The sequence below is a fragment of the Pontibacter deserti genome, assembly GCF_023630255.1.
GTDB classification, from domain to species: Bacteria; Bacteroidota; Bacteroidia; order Cytophagales; family Hymenobacteraceae; genus Pontibacter; species Pontibacter deserti.
The window spans coordinates 2,661,783-2,678,495 of sequence record NZ_JALPRS010000001.1; the positions used below are offsets into that span (position 1 = coordinate 2,661,783).

The 16,713-nt window shown below is 45.2% G+C and carries 14 protein-coding genes; 9 read left to right on the top strand and 5 right to left on the bottom strand.

What is annotated here, in order from left to right:
• Window positions 1-3 precede the first annotated feature (3 nt).
• From MJ612_RS11695 to MJ612_RS11705, 3 genes are all read right to left on the bottom strand, one after another.
• Complete coding sequence (locus tag MJ612_RS11695) at window positions 4-1,026, bottom strand: M28 family peptidase (protein WP_187033702.1); 1,023 nt, start codon at window positions 1,024-1,026, stop codon at window positions 4-6.
• The gene (gene cysS, locus MJ612_RS11700; protein ID WP_222619806.1) at window positions 1,016-2,506 is read right to left on the bottom strand and encodes a cysteine--tRNA ligase; all 1,491 of its coding nucleotides are present in this window, start codon (window positions 2,504-2,506) and stop codon (window positions 1,016-1,018) included. The genes MJ612_RS11695 and cysS overlap by 11 nt, the downstream gene beginning before the upstream one ends.
• 104 nt (window positions 2,507-2,610) lie before the next feature.
• Complete coding sequence (locus MJ612_RS11705) at window positions 2,611-3,726, bottom strand: endonuclease/exonuclease/phosphatase family protein (RefSeq protein WP_187033703.1); 1,116 nt, start codon at window positions 3,724-3,726, stop codon at window positions 2,611-2,613.
• A 317-nt stretch (window positions 3,727-4,043) separates the two neighbouring features.
• Between MJ612_RS11705 and MJ612_RS11710 the strand changes: the two genes are divergently transcribed.
• The 3 genes from MJ612_RS11710 to infB all read left to right on the top strand — a co-directional run bounded on the left by MJ612_RS11710 (window position 4,044) and on the right by infB (window position 8,983).
• Window positions 4,044-4,517, top strand: a complete 474-nt coding sequence (locus MJ612_RS11710; RefSeq protein WP_250419134.1) for a ribosome maturation factor RimP — start codon at window positions 4,044-4,046, stop codon at window positions 4,515-4,517.
• A 7-nt stretch (window positions 4,518-4,524) separates the two neighbouring features.
• Window positions 4,525-5,778, top strand: a complete 1,254-nt coding sequence (nusA, locus tag MJ612_RS11715) for a transcription termination factor NusA (RefSeq protein WP_187033704.1) — start codon at window positions 4,525-4,527, stop codon at window positions 5,776-5,778.
• 121 nt (window positions 5,779-5,899) lie between these two features.
• Window positions 5,900-8,983, top strand: coding sequence for a translation initiation factor IF-2 (infB, locus tag MJ612_RS11720; protein WP_187033705.1), 3,084 nt, complete (start codon window positions 5,900-5,902; stop codon window positions 8,981-8,983).
• 74 nt (window positions 8,984-9,057) lie between these two features.
• On the opposite strand, the gene MJ612_RS11725 is transcribed toward infB, so the two are convergent.
• Window positions 9,058-9,399, bottom strand: coding sequence for a hypothetical protein (locus tag MJ612_RS11725; RefSeq protein WP_187033706.1), 342 nt, complete (start codon window positions 9,397-9,399; stop codon window positions 9,058-9,060).
• A 200-nt stretch (window positions 9,400-9,599) separates the two neighbouring features.
• The gene (mscL, locus tag MJ612_RS11730; protein WP_187033707.1) at window positions 9,600-10,028 is read right to left on the bottom strand and encodes a large-conductance mechanosensitive channel protein MscL; all 429 of its coding nucleotides are present in this window, start codon (window positions 10,026-10,028) and stop codon (window positions 9,600-9,602) included.
• 179 nt (window positions 10,029-10,207) lie between these two features.
• On the opposite strand from mscL, the gene MJ612_RS11735 reads away from it, so the two are divergent.
• The 6 genes from MJ612_RS11735 to MJ612_RS11760 all read left to right on the top strand — a co-directional run bounded on the left by MJ612_RS11735 (window position 10,208) and on the right by MJ612_RS11760 (window position 16,653).
• Window positions 10,208-10,990, top strand: coding sequence for an enoyl-CoA hydratase/isomerase family protein (locus tag MJ612_RS11735; protein WP_187033708.1), 783 nt, complete (start codon window positions 10,208-10,210; stop codon window positions 10,988-10,990).
• Window positions 10,991-11,021: 31 nt separating this feature from the next.
• Complete coding sequence (locus tag MJ612_RS11740) at window positions 11,022-12,521, top strand: lipopolysaccharide biosynthesis protein (RefSeq protein WP_187033709.1); 1,500 nt, start codon at window positions 11,022-11,024, stop codon at window positions 12,519-12,521.
• 17 nt (window positions 12,522-12,538) lie between these two features.
• A complete protein-coding gene (dut, locus tag MJ612_RS11745; RefSeq protein WP_187033710.1) occupies window positions 12,539-12,988 on the top strand; it encodes a dUTP diphosphatase in 450 nt (149 codons plus the stop codon).
• 150 nt (window positions 12,989-13,138) lie between these two features.
• Entirely contained in the window at window positions 13,139-14,146 is a 1,008-nt protein-coding gene (locus MJ612_RS11750; protein ID WP_187033711.1) for a sugar phosphate nucleotidyltransferase, read from the top strand.
• A 7-nt stretch (window positions 14,147-14,153) separates the two neighbouring features.
• The gene (locus MJ612_RS11755; RefSeq protein WP_250419135.1) at window positions 14,154-15,917 is read left to right on the top strand and encodes a tetratricopeptide repeat protein; all 1,764 of its coding nucleotides are present in this window, start codon (window positions 14,154-14,156) and stop codon (window positions 15,915-15,917) included.
• Entirely contained in the window at window positions 15,910-16,653 is a 744-nt protein-coding gene (locus MJ612_RS11760; protein WP_187033712.1) for a DUF4292 domain-containing protein, read from the top strand. The genes MJ612_RS11755 and MJ612_RS11760 overlap by 8 nt, the downstream gene beginning before the upstream one ends.
• Window positions 16,654-16,713: the final 60 nt, after the last annotated feature.

Genomic DNA, 16,713 nt, shown 5'->3' on the forward strand with positions numbered 1-16,713 from the left:
TACTTACTCGTTGTAAACCACATGCAGTACCGTTTGCCCAACTGCTTTTAATGTATTTGGGCTGATAATGGCCATGCTATCGGAGTGGCGGTGGTGGTAATCACCAAAATAGTCTCCATCAATCGCTGTCATGTTATATTCTATGATATCGATCATCGGTATTTTAGCTATCGTGTTGATGTAGTAATGATCGTCGGTAATGGCTGAGGCATTTACATACTTAAAGTAATCAGAGTACCCTAATTTGTTGCCGGCTTTCCAAACTTTATCTACTACATCTTTTGCATAATCCATCGAGTTGCCTTCGCGGGCAAAACGTGCATTGTTAGCCCCCACCATATCCAGCAGTATGCCATACTTAGCTGTATAGTTCGGGTTGTGCTTGTTCTTGCTCCAGTACTGTGAACCCAGGCACCAGGTATCTTCTTTGTAAGGTAGTTTGCTGTTATCCGGTTGGCCGTAATCTTCCCCATCGAAAAAGAAAAGATCTACTCCTACTCCTGGCTTTTGCTGCGCGGCATTTATAGTTCTGGCAATCTCTAGAAGTACAGCTACACCGCTGCCACCGTCATTGGCACCATCAATTGGTTTATCCGGGTTGCTGCTGTCTTTGTCGGCAAAAGGACGCGTATCCCAGTGGGCTGCGAGCATAATACGCGTACCAGCTTCCGGGTTATAAGAAGCAATGATGTTGCGCAGGTTCAGCATAGTACCATCAAAGGCACGCACCTGAAATTCCTGTACTTTTACATCGGCCCCATACGCTTTTAATTTACTGATGATCCAGTCTCCTGTTGCTTTATGGGGTTCTGTATTTGGCACTCTTGGCCCGAAAGCCACCTGCTTTGCCACAAACTTATAAGCTGAATCAGCATGAAACACCGGAGCCGTTACACCAGTTGGTTCAGTTGTTTCTTCGGTAGCTACGGTTGCTTGCTCGTTATTGCTTTTCTCTGCAGGATCGCAACTATAAAGTGCCAGTGCACCGCAGAAAAGTATAGCTATCAGGTTCAATTTATTCTTCATAAGCCCAGTCGATACCGGTTTTTAAGTCTTTAATTACAATGCCCTGCTTTTTCAGCTCAGCCCGGATGGCATCTACTTTATCGTAGGCTTTGGTTGCCTTGGCTTCTTTATAAAACTCCAATATAAGCCCAAGCATTTCTTCCTGATCACCGAGCGGTTCTTCCTTCAGGCCAAGTATATCCAGCACCAGCGTTCTGTAGGTTCCTTTTATGGTATCAAATGTTCCACGTGTGAGATGGCTGATCTGCAGCTGCCCTAAGTATAAACTGTTGATCTTTTTGAGCAGGTTGAACAGCGAAGCTATCGTTCTGGCCGTGTTCATGTCATCATCTAACCCACGGAAGCAATCTTCGGTCAGTTTCAGCAGTTCCTGGTTCAGCTTTTCGTCTGGCGTAGCACCTTCTTCCGGGTACTGCATTTTATCCAGTACGCGCATTCCGTTCATCAGCTTGGTATAACCCTTACGGGCGGCCTGCAGCGCTTCGTTGCTAAAGTCCAAGGTACTTCTATAGTGCGCCTGAAGAATAAAGAAGCGTATCGTCATGGGGCTATAGGCCTGCTCCAACATCTGGTGATTGCCGCTGAATAGCTCGCTCAGGTTTATAAAGTTACCCAGCGATTTACCCATCTTCTGACCATTTACTGTGATCATGTTGTTATGAACCCAGTATTTTGCAGCATCAGAGTGGCTGTGGCTTGCCTGGCTTTGTGCTATTTCGCATTCGTGGTGCGGGAACATCAGGTCCAGTCCGCCGCCATGTATATCAAAATTATTGCCCAGGTATTTACGGCTCATGGCCGAGCATTCTAAATGCCAGCCTGGGAAACCGTCGCTCCACGGCGAAGGCCAGCGCATGATATGTGAAGGCGAAGCTTTTTTCCAAAGGGCGAAATCCAGCGGCGAACGTTTTTCTTCCTGCCCTTCGGTTTCGCGGGTATTGCTCAGCAGATCTTCTATAATGCGACCAGACAGCTTGCCATAGTTGTGGTTTTTGTTGTAAGCCGGCACATCAAAGTATACCGAGCCATTCACTTCATAAGCAAAACCGTTCTCCAATATCTCCTTTATCATCTCTATCTGCTCGATGATGTGGCCGGAGGCACGTGGCTCGATGTCCGGAGAAAGCGTATTCAGTTTTTCGAGGTCGCGGTGGTATACGTTGGTATAGTGTTGCACCACTTCCATCGGCTCCAGTTTCTGCGCCTTAGCAATCTTCTCGATCTTATCTTCACCTTCGTCCGCATCATTTTGCAAATGACCAACGTCGGTAATGTTGCGCACAAAGCGTACTTTATACTTCAGGTATTTAAGGTAACGATACAGCACATCGAAGGTAACCGCACTGCGGGCGTGGCCTAAGTGTGGCTCGCCGTAAACAGTTGGCCCGCACAGGTACATGCCCACAAACGGAGCGTGTAACGGTTCAAATACTTCCTTCTTGCGTGTGAGTGTATTGTATAGATTCAGTTTCTGTTGCATAATTATAAGTATAGGCACCAGTGGCGCCGCACTTTATAGTTGATCAGCCTGATACGGCTTATTAATAATTCAAAATTAAAAAGATCGCGCCCCAAGTCCTAACGTTACTCCTCTTCCAGCACATACTTGGCCGAGATCGGGAAATGATCCGAAAGTCCCATTTCGTAATGCGTCTGAAAACTGTAAGCCCGAAGCCCCTCACTATAAAACTGGTTATCGATGCGCAGGAACGGCAGCGGCCCGTTATAAGTTGCCCCTACTCCGGTACCTGCTTCCACAAAAGCGTTCTGCAGATTTCGGGCCAGCTGATTATAAGTATAGCTTGAAGGCATATCGTTAAAGTCGCCGCAAACTATAACCGGATGAGGCGATTCGTTAATATGTTCCAGCAGCTTTTCTACCTGGTGACTACGGGCAATAAATCCTTTTTTCAGACGACGCGCCAGGTTACGGCCTTCTTTCTTAAAGCTTTCTTCGTTACCTATAGCTGAATAAGTATTCTCAATGTCCTGCGACTTTATACTCATCGACTGAAGGTGTGTAGAGTAGATGCGCACTGTATCTCCTTTCACATTCAGGTCGGCCCAGATAGCACGATTTACATTTGACTCTCCAAAGCGGATAATCCCTTTATTTAAAATCGGGTAACGGGAAAAGATTGCCGTACCAATATCAGCCTTGTTGCGGTCAACATAAGACACAGAGAAATATCTGTATTTATCGTAGCGGTTACCAATGCGGCTAATAGTGTTATAAGTATTAGAACCACGATTGCTGTAAAACTCCTGCAGGCAGTACACATCGGCAGGGTGTGTGGCTACCCAATCAATCATTTCACTGGATGCTTCCCGGGCACTGCCATCCGTATCTGTATAAGCATTAAATACATGCACGTTGTAGCTTAGCACCTGCAAGGTTTTAGCTCCTTCCGGTTGTTCATCGCTAAAATTAAAAGCCATAAGCCGGCTATAATAACCCCAGCCAAGTATAATTACCAACAACGGCAACACTAGCAGCCACGACCGTTTAATAAGCCAGTATAGCAGGAACAGGACATTAAGCACAAGTGCACCCGGAAGCGATAAGGCCACAAATCCGGCTGGCCAGAACTCATGTGGCGGCACACGTAGACACAGCACGCCAAGCAGCACCCAAAACACCACCAGGATGTTCAGGATGAGCCAAAACCGACGCCGTATTTTTTTAAATGTATCTGACACGAAACAAACATACAAAGAAACCCTTGATGTATACTATGCCTGTTATAGAAAATAGCAGACCAATAACTGCAATTTAAGCATAATTGTAATTGCTAAAGAACTATAAAGTAGCGATGGCTGTTACATTACCAACAACACCTCCGGCCGCTACCTTTAAGGGCAGCTGCAACTCCCAGAATCAGGCAGAAACTATAAATTATATAGCCAGTAACGGACTGTATTGTATATATAATGTTTTTGTTGTAAATTTGTGACATTATTTCCAAGGAGATGAGGGGACACGAAGTCCCCTTCTTTATTTCTTATACTTGTAAACAATGGCACTAACCGCGAAAAGCATACAAGAGATGGCGGAAGCCAGTCTTCCTGACAGCGACCTGTTTATAGTGGATGTAGCCGTGTCTGATTCACCGGCTAGACCTAAAATCACGGTGCTTGCTGATGGCGAACAAGGTATAACTATTGACCAGTGTGCAACTATAAGCCGCCGTATTAACGCAAAGATTGCAGAAACCTATGGCGAAGAACTGGCTTATGTGCTGGAAGTGAGCTCACCGGGTGTAGATTTCCCGCTGACACAGCCAAAGCAGTTTAAGCGTAATGTAGGCCGCAACCTGAAGTTAAAACTACAGGATGGTATTGAAAAAACCGGCAAACTGGAAGAAGTAACCGAAACAGGTATAAACCTGACAGAAGAAGTAAAACAAAAAGGCAAAAAGGCAACGTATGTGCCTGTGCAAATACCTTTCGGGGAGATTGTAAAAGCAAATGTTGTAATATCATTTAAATAAAAAGATAATGAACAGTTCAGTCCTGATCGAGTCGTTCGCTGAGTTTGCGAAATTCAAGAACATAGACCGCCCGACCATGATGCGTATACTTGAAGACGTGTTCCGCACCATGATCCGTAAAAAGTGGGGTACCGACGAGAACTTTGACATCATCCTGAACGTGGAGAAAGGTGACCTGGAGATCTGGCGTAACCGCGAAATTGTGGACGACAACTCAGAGGACATCTGGGATCATGATAAGATTGCTTTATCGGATGCACGCAAGATAGAGCCTGACTTTGAAGTGGGTGAAGAAGTATCAGAAGAGATACAACTGGAAGACTTTGGCCGCCGCGCTGTACTTACAGCCCGCCAAACGCTGATCCAGCGCATCAAAGACATGGAAAAGGAATTGCTGTTCCAGAAGTATAAAGACCTTGTGGGTGAGATCATCTCTGGTGAAGTATACCAGGTATGGAACCGCGAAGTGTTATTACTGGACCAGGACGAGAACGAGCTGCTGATACCAAAAGGAGAGCAGATACCAAAAGACCGTTACCGTAAAGGCGATGTAGTACGTGCTGTAGTTCAGCGTGTTGAAATTGTGAACGGTAATCCAAAGATCATACTTTCACGTACATCTCCTGCATTCCTGGAGCGTTTATTTGAGAACGAAGTACCGGAGATATATGATGGTCTTATCGCTATCAAGAAAATTGTTCGTGAGCCAGGAGAGCGTGCTAAAGTAGCCGTAGAATCTTTTGACGACCGAATTGATCCGGTTGGTGCCTGCGTGGGTATGAAAGGTTCTCGTATACACAGCATAGTACGTGAGCTTGAAAACGAAAACATAGACGTTATAAACTATACTGATAACCTGGAGCTGTATATTCAGCGTGCGCTTAGCCCGGCTAAGATCAGCAGCATCAAGATAGACGAAGAGAACAAGCGTGTATCTGTGTTCCTGAAGCCAGACCAGGTATCGTTAGCAATCGGTAAAGGTGGCCAGAACATTAAATTGGCAAGCCGCCTGGTTGATATGGAGATCGACGTATTCAGAGAGTCTGAAGTATACGAAGAAGACATCAGCCTGGAAGAATTTACAGATGAGATCGAAGACTGGGTAATTGCAGAATTACGCCGCATCGGTCTGGACACAGCGAAGAGCGTACTGGCAGTTAGCAAAGAAGACTTGCTGCGCCGCACGGAGTTAGAAGAAGAAACCATTGACGACGTGCTGGCTATCCTGCGCGAAGAGTTGGAAGAAGAAGACAATCAATAGTTGTACGTTGTGCCCCATTCGCATAATTTTGAAAGAAATTACCGAGGGGCACTGCGCATTACCTGGTATAAGGGCAACTAACAATTAATATTAAGATTAAAAAGACAGCATATAGAACAAAATGGCAGAAGAACAAACAAGGAGGCTTAAACAGGTTGCGACTACGTTGAACATTGGTACATCTACCATTGTGGACTACCTCTCTGCTAAAGGTTTTGACGTGGAAAATAAACCCACTACCAAAATCACGGCAGAGCAGTTCAGTATGCTGGCTAAAGAATTCGCTTCCTCTATGCAGGACAAAATAGAGGCACACGAACTTAATATTGGTAAAAAGCCGCAAACAAACCAGGTAGTTGAGTCAGAAGTGCACCACCATGAAGTAAAGAAAACTGCAGAACCTGAGCAGGAGATCTTTATTAAAACAGTGCACCAGCCAAAAGGCGAAACAGCTGAACCAAAAACACCTGAAGCACCTGCAAAACCAGCAGAAACTGCTCCTGAGCCTAAATTGCCAGGCATAAAAGTACTGGGCAAAATAGAGCTGGATGCAAAAGGTAACCCGATACCAAAGCAGGCTCCAAAGCCAGCTCCAGCACCGGCTCCTGCGCCTGTGGCAACACCAGCACCAGTAGCTGAGAAACCTGCTCCGGCCCCTGCGCCTGTAGCAGAAAAACCATCAGCTCCGGCACCGGAAGCACCAGCTCCTGCTGCCCCTGTAAAACCAGTTGAACAGCCAGCTCCCGCAGCTAAAAAACCAGCAACGCCTGCGCCTGCGCAACCGGCGGCTCCAGTTGCTGAAAAGCCTGCGGCACCTGCGACACCAGTAACAGCTACCCCTGAGAAGGTGGCGGCACCAACCACTGCACCTGAGCCAACGCCAGCTGCACCCGGAAAACCTTCGGAACAAGAGTCAGAACCAATAGAAACAATTACAGCAAAAGCCGACCAGTTAAAAGGCCTTACTGTACTGGGCAAGATCGAATTACCAGACAGCTCACGCAGAAAAGGTACTAAACCTGTAGCTTCCTCAGATGATAGGAAAGCCGGTAAAAAGAAAAAGCGCAAGCGCATTATAGTTCCTACTGAAGGAGGCCAACAGCCTTCGCAACAACAGCAGGGTGGTGGCCAAGGCCAGGGACAGGGTCAAGGCCCACGTCCGGGTGGAGGACAACAAGGTGGCGGCCGTCCTCATGGCGGTGGAGCACCACACCATGGGCAGGGCCCACGTCCTGCAGGTGGTGGCAGAAACCAACAGCGCAGCACATTTACTCCACGTCCTGAAAAGGCAGAAGTTACTGATAAAGAAATCCAGGAGCAGATTAAGGCAACTCTTGCCAAACTGAGTGGCGGTAAAGGAGCTGGAGGTAACAGAGCCAAGTATCGTCGTGAGAAACGTTCAGCTATTGCCGATGCAACAGAAGAGCGCCGTATGATGGAAGCCGCAGAGTCTAAGACACTGCGCGTAACTGAATTCGTATCGGCAAACGACCTTGCATCACTGATGAACGTGAGTGTGAACGACGTTATTAAGGTGTGTATGCAACTTGGTATGTTCGTTTCCATTAACCAACGTCTGGATGCAGAAGCGATCACTATTATTGCAGATGAGTTCGGTTATTCTGTTGACTTCATTACAAGTGAAGACGAACAGGCACTGGAGCATATAGAAGAGGATGCAGAAGAAAACCTGGAAGAACGTGCTCCGATCGTTACGATCATGGGTCACGTTGACCACGGTAAAACTTCATTACTTGACTACATCCGTGATGCGAACGTAACAGCCGGTGAAGCCGGTGGTATTACACAGCACATTGGTGCCTATAAAGTAAAAACAGAAAGCGGACGTACAGTTACGTTCCTGGATACACCTGGTCACGAAGCCTTTACAGCGATGCGTGCCCGTGGTGCCAAAGTAACGGACGTTGTTATTATTGTGGTAGCAGCCGACGACTCGGTGATGCCTCAGACAAAAGAAGCAATCAACCACGCGCAGGCAGCCGGTGTACCAATTATCATTGCACTTAACAAAATAGATAAACCATCTGCTAACCCGGACAAAGTTCGTGAAGAGCTTGCTCAAATGAACATTCTGGTGGAAGAATGGGGTGGTAAATATCAGTCTCAGGAAGTATCAGCAAAAACTGGCCAAGGTGTAAATGACCTGCTGGAGAAAGTATTGCTGGAAGCAGAACTACTGGAACTGAAAGCTAACAAAAACAGAAATGCAGTAGGTACTGTAATTGAAGCTGCTCTGGATAAGGGCCGTGGATATGTAGCTACAATGCTGGTACAAACCGGTACACTTCATGTGGGTGATGTAGTATTGGCAGGCTCGCATTACGGTAGAGTAAAAGCGATGACTGACCACCGTGGCCGCAAGATGAAAGAAGCTGGCCCATCTACTCCGGTTCAGTTACTGGGTCTGGACGGCGCTCCACAGGCAGGTGATAAATTTGTTGTAATGGAGTCTGAACGTGAAGCCCGTGAAATTGCATCAAGCAGAGCACAGGTACAGCGTGAACAAAGCTTACGTACCCGTAAACACATCACACTTGATGAAATCGGTCGTCGTCTGGCAATTGGTACTTTCAAAGAACTGAACGTGATTGTTAAAGGTGACGTGGATGGTTCGGTAGAAGCACTTTCTGACTCATTACTGAAACTGTCTACTCCGGAAGTTCAGGTAAGCATCATCAACAAAGGGGTGGGTGCCATCTCCGAATCTGATGTATTGCTGGCATCTGCTTCAGATGCGATCATCATCGGTTTCCAGGTTCGTCCGTCACAGAATGCGCGTAAACTGGCAGAGCAGGAGCAAATAGATGTGCGCCTGTACTCTATCATCTACGATGCCATAAACGAAGTGAAGGATGCCATGGAAGGTATGCTTGCTCCTACCCTGAAAGAAGAGATTACAGGTAACGCAGAAGTGCGTGATGTGTTCAAGATCACAAAGGTAGGTACTATTGCAGGTTGTATGGTTACAGATGGTACAATTCAGCGTAACAACAAGGTGCGTTTAGTACGTGATGGTATAGTAGTACTGGATGGTGAGATACTGGCTCTGAAGCGTTTCAAAGATGATGTGTCTGAAGTAAGACAAGGCTTTGAGTGCGGTATCAGCCTGAAAAACTACAACGACATACAGGTAGGTGATATTATCGAAGCTTACGTTGAAAAAGAAGTGAAGCGTACTCTATAAGTATAGCTTTAAGTATAAAAGAGAAAGCCCCTGGTAAACCAGGGGCTTTCTCTTTTTATAACAACTACAAAAAATTAACGTCTGTTACGGGCAAGCATGCGTTTGTCGCGGCGGTGCTTTTTATGCATTTCTTTTTCCCGCTTTTCAATAGCTTTCATCTTTTTGCTGTTCTTGATGCGCTTTTTATCAAAAGGAGATTTTTTTGCTCCCTTAGCTTCATAATCGTTAAAACGTTTATCTAGCCCGGAACCACGTGCGCCCACTTCATCGGTACCAGAGCCTTTGTTAGTCTTTGATGTTCCCCAATATTCATCCTTGGTACTGGAACCCATGGTATTAGGAGCACTTTGTGCTTTTGCTTCAGTAAAAGCAAGCAATACGCCAAGGCAAAAGAAGGAAAGCAATATTTTTTTCATGCTGAAAATGATAATGTGCAAAAGTATAACGGTACCAGACCAAAAAGTTATATAAATTCTGCTTACAAACAGTAGAAAAAACTATAAAAGTTCGTTTGGCAAAACTTATAATATGGGTAAACTGATGTAAGAAAAGATGAAAAGCTAGCTACAATTTAACTTATCAACTTTATACGTATAAAAAACTAGTAGTGAAACAGCTACAGCGGCTTACTATTAGACTGATTCTTAAGAATGTCGCGTATTTCTGTGAGTAGAACTTCTTCTTTATTAGCGGGCGGCGCTGGTGCGGCAGCTTCTTTTTCGCGGAGCCGGTTAATAGTGCGCACCAACAGGAAAATAGCAAAGGCTATAATCAGAAAATTCACGACAGCCTGCATGAACAAACCATAATTAATGGATACAGCTGGTGCTATTTCTTTTCCGTTCTCTATAACAGCATCTTTGAGCACAAGTTTAAGCGCACTAAAATCTACCTGACTTATAATAAGCCCAAGCGGAGGCATTATGATATCATCCACCAGTGATTTGGTAATACCACCAAAAGCGGCACCAATAACAACACCCACGGCAAGGTCTATTACATTTCCTTTAACTGCAAATTTTTTAAACTCGGTTATAAAACCCATTACTGTTTTCTTATTTACTTAAACCCAAATATACTATAATATTATAAAAAGCCTTTTTAAGGCACTGCTATACCCACTTAGAGTTGTGCCGTATACTTGGCAGCCACAGGTCAGATAAATTAAATGAAATGACTATATTTGTGGCCTAAAAATTTATTCAAAAAGAGCTGGAATAACCTATGGCCACTTACGAAAACCTGCTGCTGAACATTCAAGACGGCATCCTGACAATAACTATAAACAGGGCTGACAAGATGAACGCACTTAACATTGATACTGTGCGCGAGATAAAGGCAGCAATGCAGCAAGTATATGATGATGCAAGTATAAAAGGTGTGATCATTACTGGGGCAGGTGCAAAAGCGTTTGTAGCCGGTGCAGACATTGCCGAGATTGCAGAACTTAGTGAAGTAAACGCAAGAAACTTTGCTGAGCGTGGTCAGGATGTTTTTAGCATGATCGAGCATTGTAACAAGCCTGTTATTGCCGCTGTTAATGGTTTTGCACTGGGTGGAGGTTGTGAACTGGCTATGGCCTGCCATATGCGTGTGGCTACTACCAATGCTAAATTCGGGCAGCCGGAAGTTAATTTAGGTTTGATACCTGGTTATGGTGGCACGCAGCGCCTGCCTTTATTAATTGGCAGAGGCAAAGCCTTAGAGATGATGATGACCGGTGATATGATCTCAGCTGATGAAGCAAAAGCCCTTGGTCTTGTGAATCATGTGGTAGCTCCGGAAGAATTATTCTCTACCTGCGAAACTATACTTCAGAAGATAATGGGCAAAGCTCCACTGGCTATCGGGCTGGTAATTGAGTGTGTAAATGCCGTATTTGATAAAGAAGAAAACGGTTTCCAGACAGAGGCCAATTCTTTTGCACGTTGCTGCGCTTCCGAAGATTTTGTAGAAGGAACAAACGCCTTTCTTGAAAAACGCAAACCTGCCTTTAAAGGCCTATAGTTCATTTACCTCCCCGACCTAAGATAGCAAAATGAGTATAGCCAAGAAACTGGTCGGGCAGACTGCTGCCTATGGTTTAAGCAGTATAGTTGGGCGCATGCTCAATTATCTGCTAATACCCATCTATACCAGTGTTTTTCTAACCGAAGAGTATGGCGTAGTAACTTATCTGTATGCGTTTGTCGGCTTTTTTAACGTGCTGTATACCTATGGCATGGAAACCGCTTTTTTCCGGTTCGCCAACAAGCAGGGTGCTGACAAGTATAAAATCTACAACCAGGTACTCAGCGCTATCTTAACCAGCAGTGTTATACTTACCAGTATACTTATGCTGCTCTCGGGGCCTATTGCAGATTATAAGAACTTCTCGGAACAGGAACAGAATTACATCCTTTGGCTGGCGGCTATACTTGCCATCGATGCTATAGTTGCCATACCTTTTGCCTGGCTCCGCCTGCAGGGTAAAGCTGTAAAGTTTGCCTCCATTAAAATGGCAAACATTATAATTACAGTAGTTGCCAATGTATTCTTCCTGTGGTTTTGCCGAGAGATCTATAACGGTACATTTTTACCAAGCCTGCGCCCCTTTATAACATCTATTTATGATCCGACTTTTGGTATTGGTTACATCTTCCTGATAAACCTGGCAGCAAATGCGCTACTCATACCCATGCTATGGAAAGAGTTGCGCATTTTCAGGTTAAATCTGAATTTCAATCAATTACGGCCACTGCTGGTTTATGCTTACCCGATCATGTTAATGGGCATGGCTGGTATGGTAAACGAAATGATCGACCGCATTTTGTTAGAAGAATGGTTGCCAGAAAGCTTTTACCCGGGCCGTAGCAATACAGCTGCAGTTGGTATTTACGGTGCCTGTTATAAGCTTTCTATCTTCATGACGCTGGCTATTCAGGCATTCCGTTATGCCGCCGAGCCGTTTTTCTTTTCCCAGTCTGAGGATAAAAATTCTCCGCAGACCTTTGCCATCATCATGAAATGGTTTGTGATCATCTGCGCGGCTATGTTCCTGTTCATTTCTGTGTTCCGTGACGATTTTGGCTATTTATTTCTGCGCAAACCAGAATACCGTGAAGGATTAATGGTAGTACCGGTACTGTTGCTCGCGAATCTGTTCCTGGGTGTTTACTATAACCTGTCGGTGTGGTTTAAGCTTACTGATAAAACAAAGTATGGCACCTACATCAGCTTTGCCGGAGCAGCCATTACGATACTTTTAAACCTGCTGCTTATACCTGTGTTGGGATACATGGGCTCGGCTATAGCAACATTGGTTTGCTACTTTAGTATGGCACTTGCCAGTTACCTGCTGGGCAACCGCCACTACCCTATTCCATACCCAGTAAAAACTATAGCCGGCTATATACTATTCGCTACAGCGTTGGTTTGGGCAACTATAGCTATTGATATCGAAAACTGGTGGGCGCGTCACGCTTTTAACCTAGCTGTGTGCATAGCCTTTGCAGCTGTAGTCTGGCTGTCTGAGCGTCGTCGCCTGCTTAAACTATAAATCTTTATTTTCAGAAGATGAACAACAAGAACTTGCCCGTTAACGTCATTAATCAATCCAAGCATGTATTGCCTCATTACCAGACCGAACACTCGGCTGGCATGGACCTGCGTGCCAACCTGGACGCACCTGTTACGTTAAAGCCGCTTCAGCGTGCACTTATACCTACAGGGCTATTCATAGAATTACCTGAAGGACACGAAGCACAGATTCGCCCAAGAAGCGGACTGGCATACAAACATGGTATTTCCATCGTTAACAGCCCGGGAACTATAGACGCCGATTACCGTGGCGAGATAAAAGTGCTGCTAATTAACTTGTCGGATCAGGATTTTGTAGTGGAAGATGGCGAGCGCGTAGCACAAATGGTAGTAGCCAGGTATGAGCGCGTAGCATGGCAGGAGGCAGAATCGCTAACCGATACAGAACGCGGTGCCGGCGGCTACGGAAGTACGGGCACAAAGTAGAAGCGTGTTTTGTGTTTCGTTTTTGGTATTTCGAGGATAAATAAAACTAAAGACTCGAAATACAACACACGAAAAACTATAAACGAAAATTAAGCTGTAGCATAAAGCTGTGGCAATAACTATAACTTATACTTAATCAAAATAATAGCTATGAGGATAATTATACCTATGGCCGGAATGGGCAAGCGTATGCGCCCACATACTTTAACTGTTCCTAAACCACTTATACCTATTGCGGGTAAGCCAATTGTGCAGCGCCTTGTAGAAGACATTGCCAAAGTTTGCCACGAGCCTATTGAGGAGGTGGCTTTCATTATCGGCCATTTTGGCGAGGCTGTTGAGAATGACCTGAAAAGTATAGCTCAACAGATTGGCGCCAAAGGAACTATAGTTTACCAGGAAGAAGCCCTGGGAACTGCGCACGCCATTATGTGTGCCAAAGAGTCGCTGGACAGCAAAGTAGTAGTAGCTTTTGCAGATACACTTTTCAAAGCTGATTTTAAACTGGACACCAATTCAGATGGAACGATCTGGGTGCAGCGCGTGGAAGACCCACGTGCATTTGGTGTAGTTAAACTGAATGAGAGCGGCGAGATCACAGACTTCATAGAAAAACCACAGGAGTTTGTTTCTGATATGGCCATTATCGGGATCTACTATTTCCGTGACGGTGCTTACCTGCGCAGCGAACTGCAGTACCTGTTGGATAACAACATCATGGACAAAGGCGAGTACCAGTTAACAAACGCCCTAGAGAACATGAAGAACAAAGGCACCAGGTTTATACCTGCTGTTATCTCTGAGTGGTTAGATTGCGGAAATAAAAACGCAACTGTTTATACTAATCAACGCTATTTAGAGTATATAAAGAATGAGCAGGGCCTGGTAGCTTCTACAGCTAAATTGGTTAACTCAGTGGTTATTCCGCCGGTATATATAGGAGAGAATGTAGTGATAGAAAATTCTGTAGTGGGACCGCATGCATCTATCGGCAACAACAGCAGTTTAACTAACTCCATCGTAAGCAACTCCATTGTACAGGAGAGTACTTCGATCAAAAACGGGAACATAACAAACTCAATGCTGGGCAATTTTGTTTCCTATGAAAGAAGCCAGTCGGACCTGAGCCTTGGCGACTACAATACGCTTTTAGAATAGGATTAATATGAAATCACAGTTCAGAAACATCGTTCTGGTTACGTGCTGCATCGCTTTTATGGCGACCGGTGCTGCCAATGCCCAACTGGGTAAAAAGAAAGGCAAAGCACAGCAGGCTACTCCGGCAGAGGTTACGGCACCAGCCCAGCCTTCGGAGCAGGAGCAGCTAATAAGCGAGTCGTTGTTTCTGGATGGAGTAAAACATTTTATGCTGGAGGACTACGACAAAGCCCTCCAGCTTTTTCAGAAAGCCTATACCCTGACGCCGGATAATGCAGCCATAAACTATAAGCTGGCTGAGACTTACATGGTGCTCAAGAACCCGAAAGCAGCCACTCCGTTTGCACAAGCGGCTATTACAAAAGAACCCAAAAACGCATATTATTATTTACTGCTGGCCCAACTGCACACCGAGCAGAAACAGTTTACCGAAGCCGCACAGGCCTACAATGACCTGATGCGTAATGTACCGGACTCTGATCAATACCTTTTCCAGTTAGCTGATTTATACTTATCTCAATCAAAATATAGTGATGCACTTAAGACTTATGATCGTATTGAGAAAAAGTTTGGTTCGATGGAGCAGCTCAGTGTAAACCGTCAACAGATTTATCTTCGTCAGAAAAACGTACCCAAAGCCATTGAAGAAGGTGAAAAACTATTGGCTGGCAACCCGAGCGATGTCCGCTACTTTCTGGCACAAGCCGAACTATACAATGCCAACCAGCAAACCGATAAAGCTATAGTTACCTTGCAAAAGGCGCTGCGTATGGAGCCAAACAATCCATTTGCACACCTGATGCTCTCAGACCTGCACCGCCAGAAAGGTGAGCGCGAGCAATCTGAAAAAGAAATTAAACTGGCCTTTGCCAGCCCTGAACTGGATATTGATACCAAAGTCCGTATCCTGGTTGATCTTATCCGGCAGCTGCCAAACCGCGAGATAGAAGATGTATCGCTGGAACTGGTTGACCTGACCATACAGAGCCACCCGGAAGAGGCCAAAGCTTATGCCGTAGCCGGCGACCTGCAAACCATAGTTGGTAAAAAAGCGGATGCCCGTAACAACTATCTGAAAGCTGTAAAACTGGATGATTCACACTTCAAGATATGGCAGCAGATCGTGTTGCTGGATGCAGAACTGAATGAATCAGCAGCATTGGTAAAACATTCGGAGCAGGCGTTGGAGCTTTTCCCGAACCAGGCAATTTTCTGGTTCTACAACGGCACAGGCCATCTTATTGAAAAGAATTACGACAAAGCTGTAAAATCGCTGGAACATGGCAAGCGCCTATCGGTGGCTGAGCCCGATCTGGTAGCCCAGTTTAATATGCAGTTAGGTGATGGCTATAATTCATTGAAAGACTATAAAAGATCAAACGAGTCGTACGAGGCAGTATTGGAACACGATGCTGATAACGAACACGTACTGAACAACTATAGTTACTTCCTTTCTGTCAGAAACGAAAACCTGACAAAAGCAAAAGAAATGGCATCACGCCTGGTTCAGAAATTCCCTAATAACCCTACATACCTAGATACTTATGCCTGGGTGCTTTACAAGTCCGGCGACTATAAAAATGCGCTGAAGTACCTGGAGCAGGCTGTAGCCCTTTCGGATGATGCCACTATTGTAGAGCATTATGGGGATGTGCTTTTCAAACTTGGCAAAAAAGACGAGGCCATTGCCCAGTGGCAGCGTGCCAAACTGAAAGGTGAAGCTTCGGCTTTCATCGATAAAAAGATAAAAGACAAAAAGCTTTATGAATAAGATTCTTCTGTATGGCCTGCTAAGTATAGCTATACTTTCGGGTTGCAAGAAAGAAGTAGTACCAGCTGCTGCCGAAACTGTTACCGAAACCGTTGGACGCGTATCGGTTAAAAATATTGAATTTAATTACCTGACTGCCAAAGGCCAGCTTAAACTGGAAGATAAAGGCGAAACCACCAGCTCCGGCTATACACTCCGTATTAAAAAAGACAGCGTGATCTGGGTATCGGTGCAGCCAGGTTTGGGTATAGAAGCTGCCCGCTTGAAAGTAACACAAGACTCTGTTCACCTGATCAACCGCATACACAAAGAGTACCTGGCAACCGATTATAGTTTCCTGAGCGACAAGTTTCAGGTAAACATGAACTATGAAGTGCTGCAGGCTATACTTTTAGGCAACTATCAGGCACAGGGCCAGGAAAAAGTAATGGACGCTGACCAGTTACAACACATCCAGCAGCTGCGCACCAACCTGCTCTTCGATTACTTTGTAGGTCGCGATAGCCAGAAATTGCAGCAACTGAATGTAAAAGACCAGCAGACACAAAACACCATTATTGTAAAGTATAACAACTTTCAGGAAGTGGGCCAGGTAGCGTTTGCACACGAAATGGCAGCTGAAGTACAACAGAAAGGTATAGCATCTACGTTCACGCTGAACCATACCAAAGTAACTACTACCGACGAAATCCTCACTTTCCCTTTCGCTGTTCCATCTGACTACAAGAGGCTATAAATTAATAAATTGCCGGGGCTATTGGCACTTGGCATATAGTTTTGCCATATTTGTAAATTC

Bases quoted from the DNA above. Each gene is read 5' to 3' on its own strand.
- mscL (WP_187033707.1), bottom strand. From the start codon at position 10,028: ATGGGTTTTATAACCGAGTTTAAAAAATTTGCAGTTAAAGGAAATGTA.
- dut (WP_187033710.1), top strand. From the start codon at position 12,539: ATGAACAACAAGAACTTGCCCGTTAACGTCATTAATCAATCCAAGCAT.
- MJ612_RS11740 (WP_187033709.1), top strand. From the start codon at position 11,022: ATGAGTATAGCCAAGAAACTGGTCGGGCAGACTGCTGCCTATGGTTTA.
- MJ612_RS11760 (WP_187033712.1), top strand. From the start codon at position 15,910: ATGAATAAGATTCTTCTGTATGGCCTGCTAAGTATAGCTATACTTTCG.
- MJ612_RS11695 (WP_187033702.1), bottom strand. From the start codon at position 1,026: ATGAAGAATAAATTGAACCTGATAGCTATACTTTTCTGCGGTGCACTG.
- cysS (WP_222619806.1), bottom strand. From the start codon at position 2,506: ATGCAACAGAAACTGAATCTATACAATACACTCACACGCAAGAAGGAA.
- infB (WP_187033705.1), top strand. From the start codon at position 5,900: ATGGCAGAAGAACAAACAAGGAGGCTTAAACAGGTTGCGACTACGTTG.
- nusA (WP_187033704.1), top strand. From the start codon at position 4,525: ATGAACAGTTCAGTCCTGATCGAGTCGTTCGCTGAGTTTGCGAAATTC.
- MJ612_RS11710 (WP_250419134.1), top strand. From the start codon at position 4,044: ATGGCACTAACCGCGAAAAGCATACAAGAGATGGCGGAAGCCAGTCTT.
- MJ612_RS11755 (WP_250419135.1), top strand. From the start codon at position 14,154: ATGAAATCACAGTTCAGAAACATCGTTCTGGTTACGTGCTGCATCGCT.
- MJ612_RS11735 (WP_187033708.1), top strand. From the start codon at position 10,208: ATGGCCACTTACGAAAACCTGCTGCTGAACATTCAAGACGGCATCCTG.
- MJ612_RS11725 (WP_187033706.1), bottom strand. From the start codon at position 9,399: ATGAAAAAAATATTGCTTTCCTTCTTTTGCCTTGGCGTATTGCTTGCT.
- MJ612_RS11750 (WP_187033711.1), top strand. From the start codon at position 13,139: ATGAGGATAATTATACCTATGGCCGGAATGGGCAAGCGTATGCGCCCA.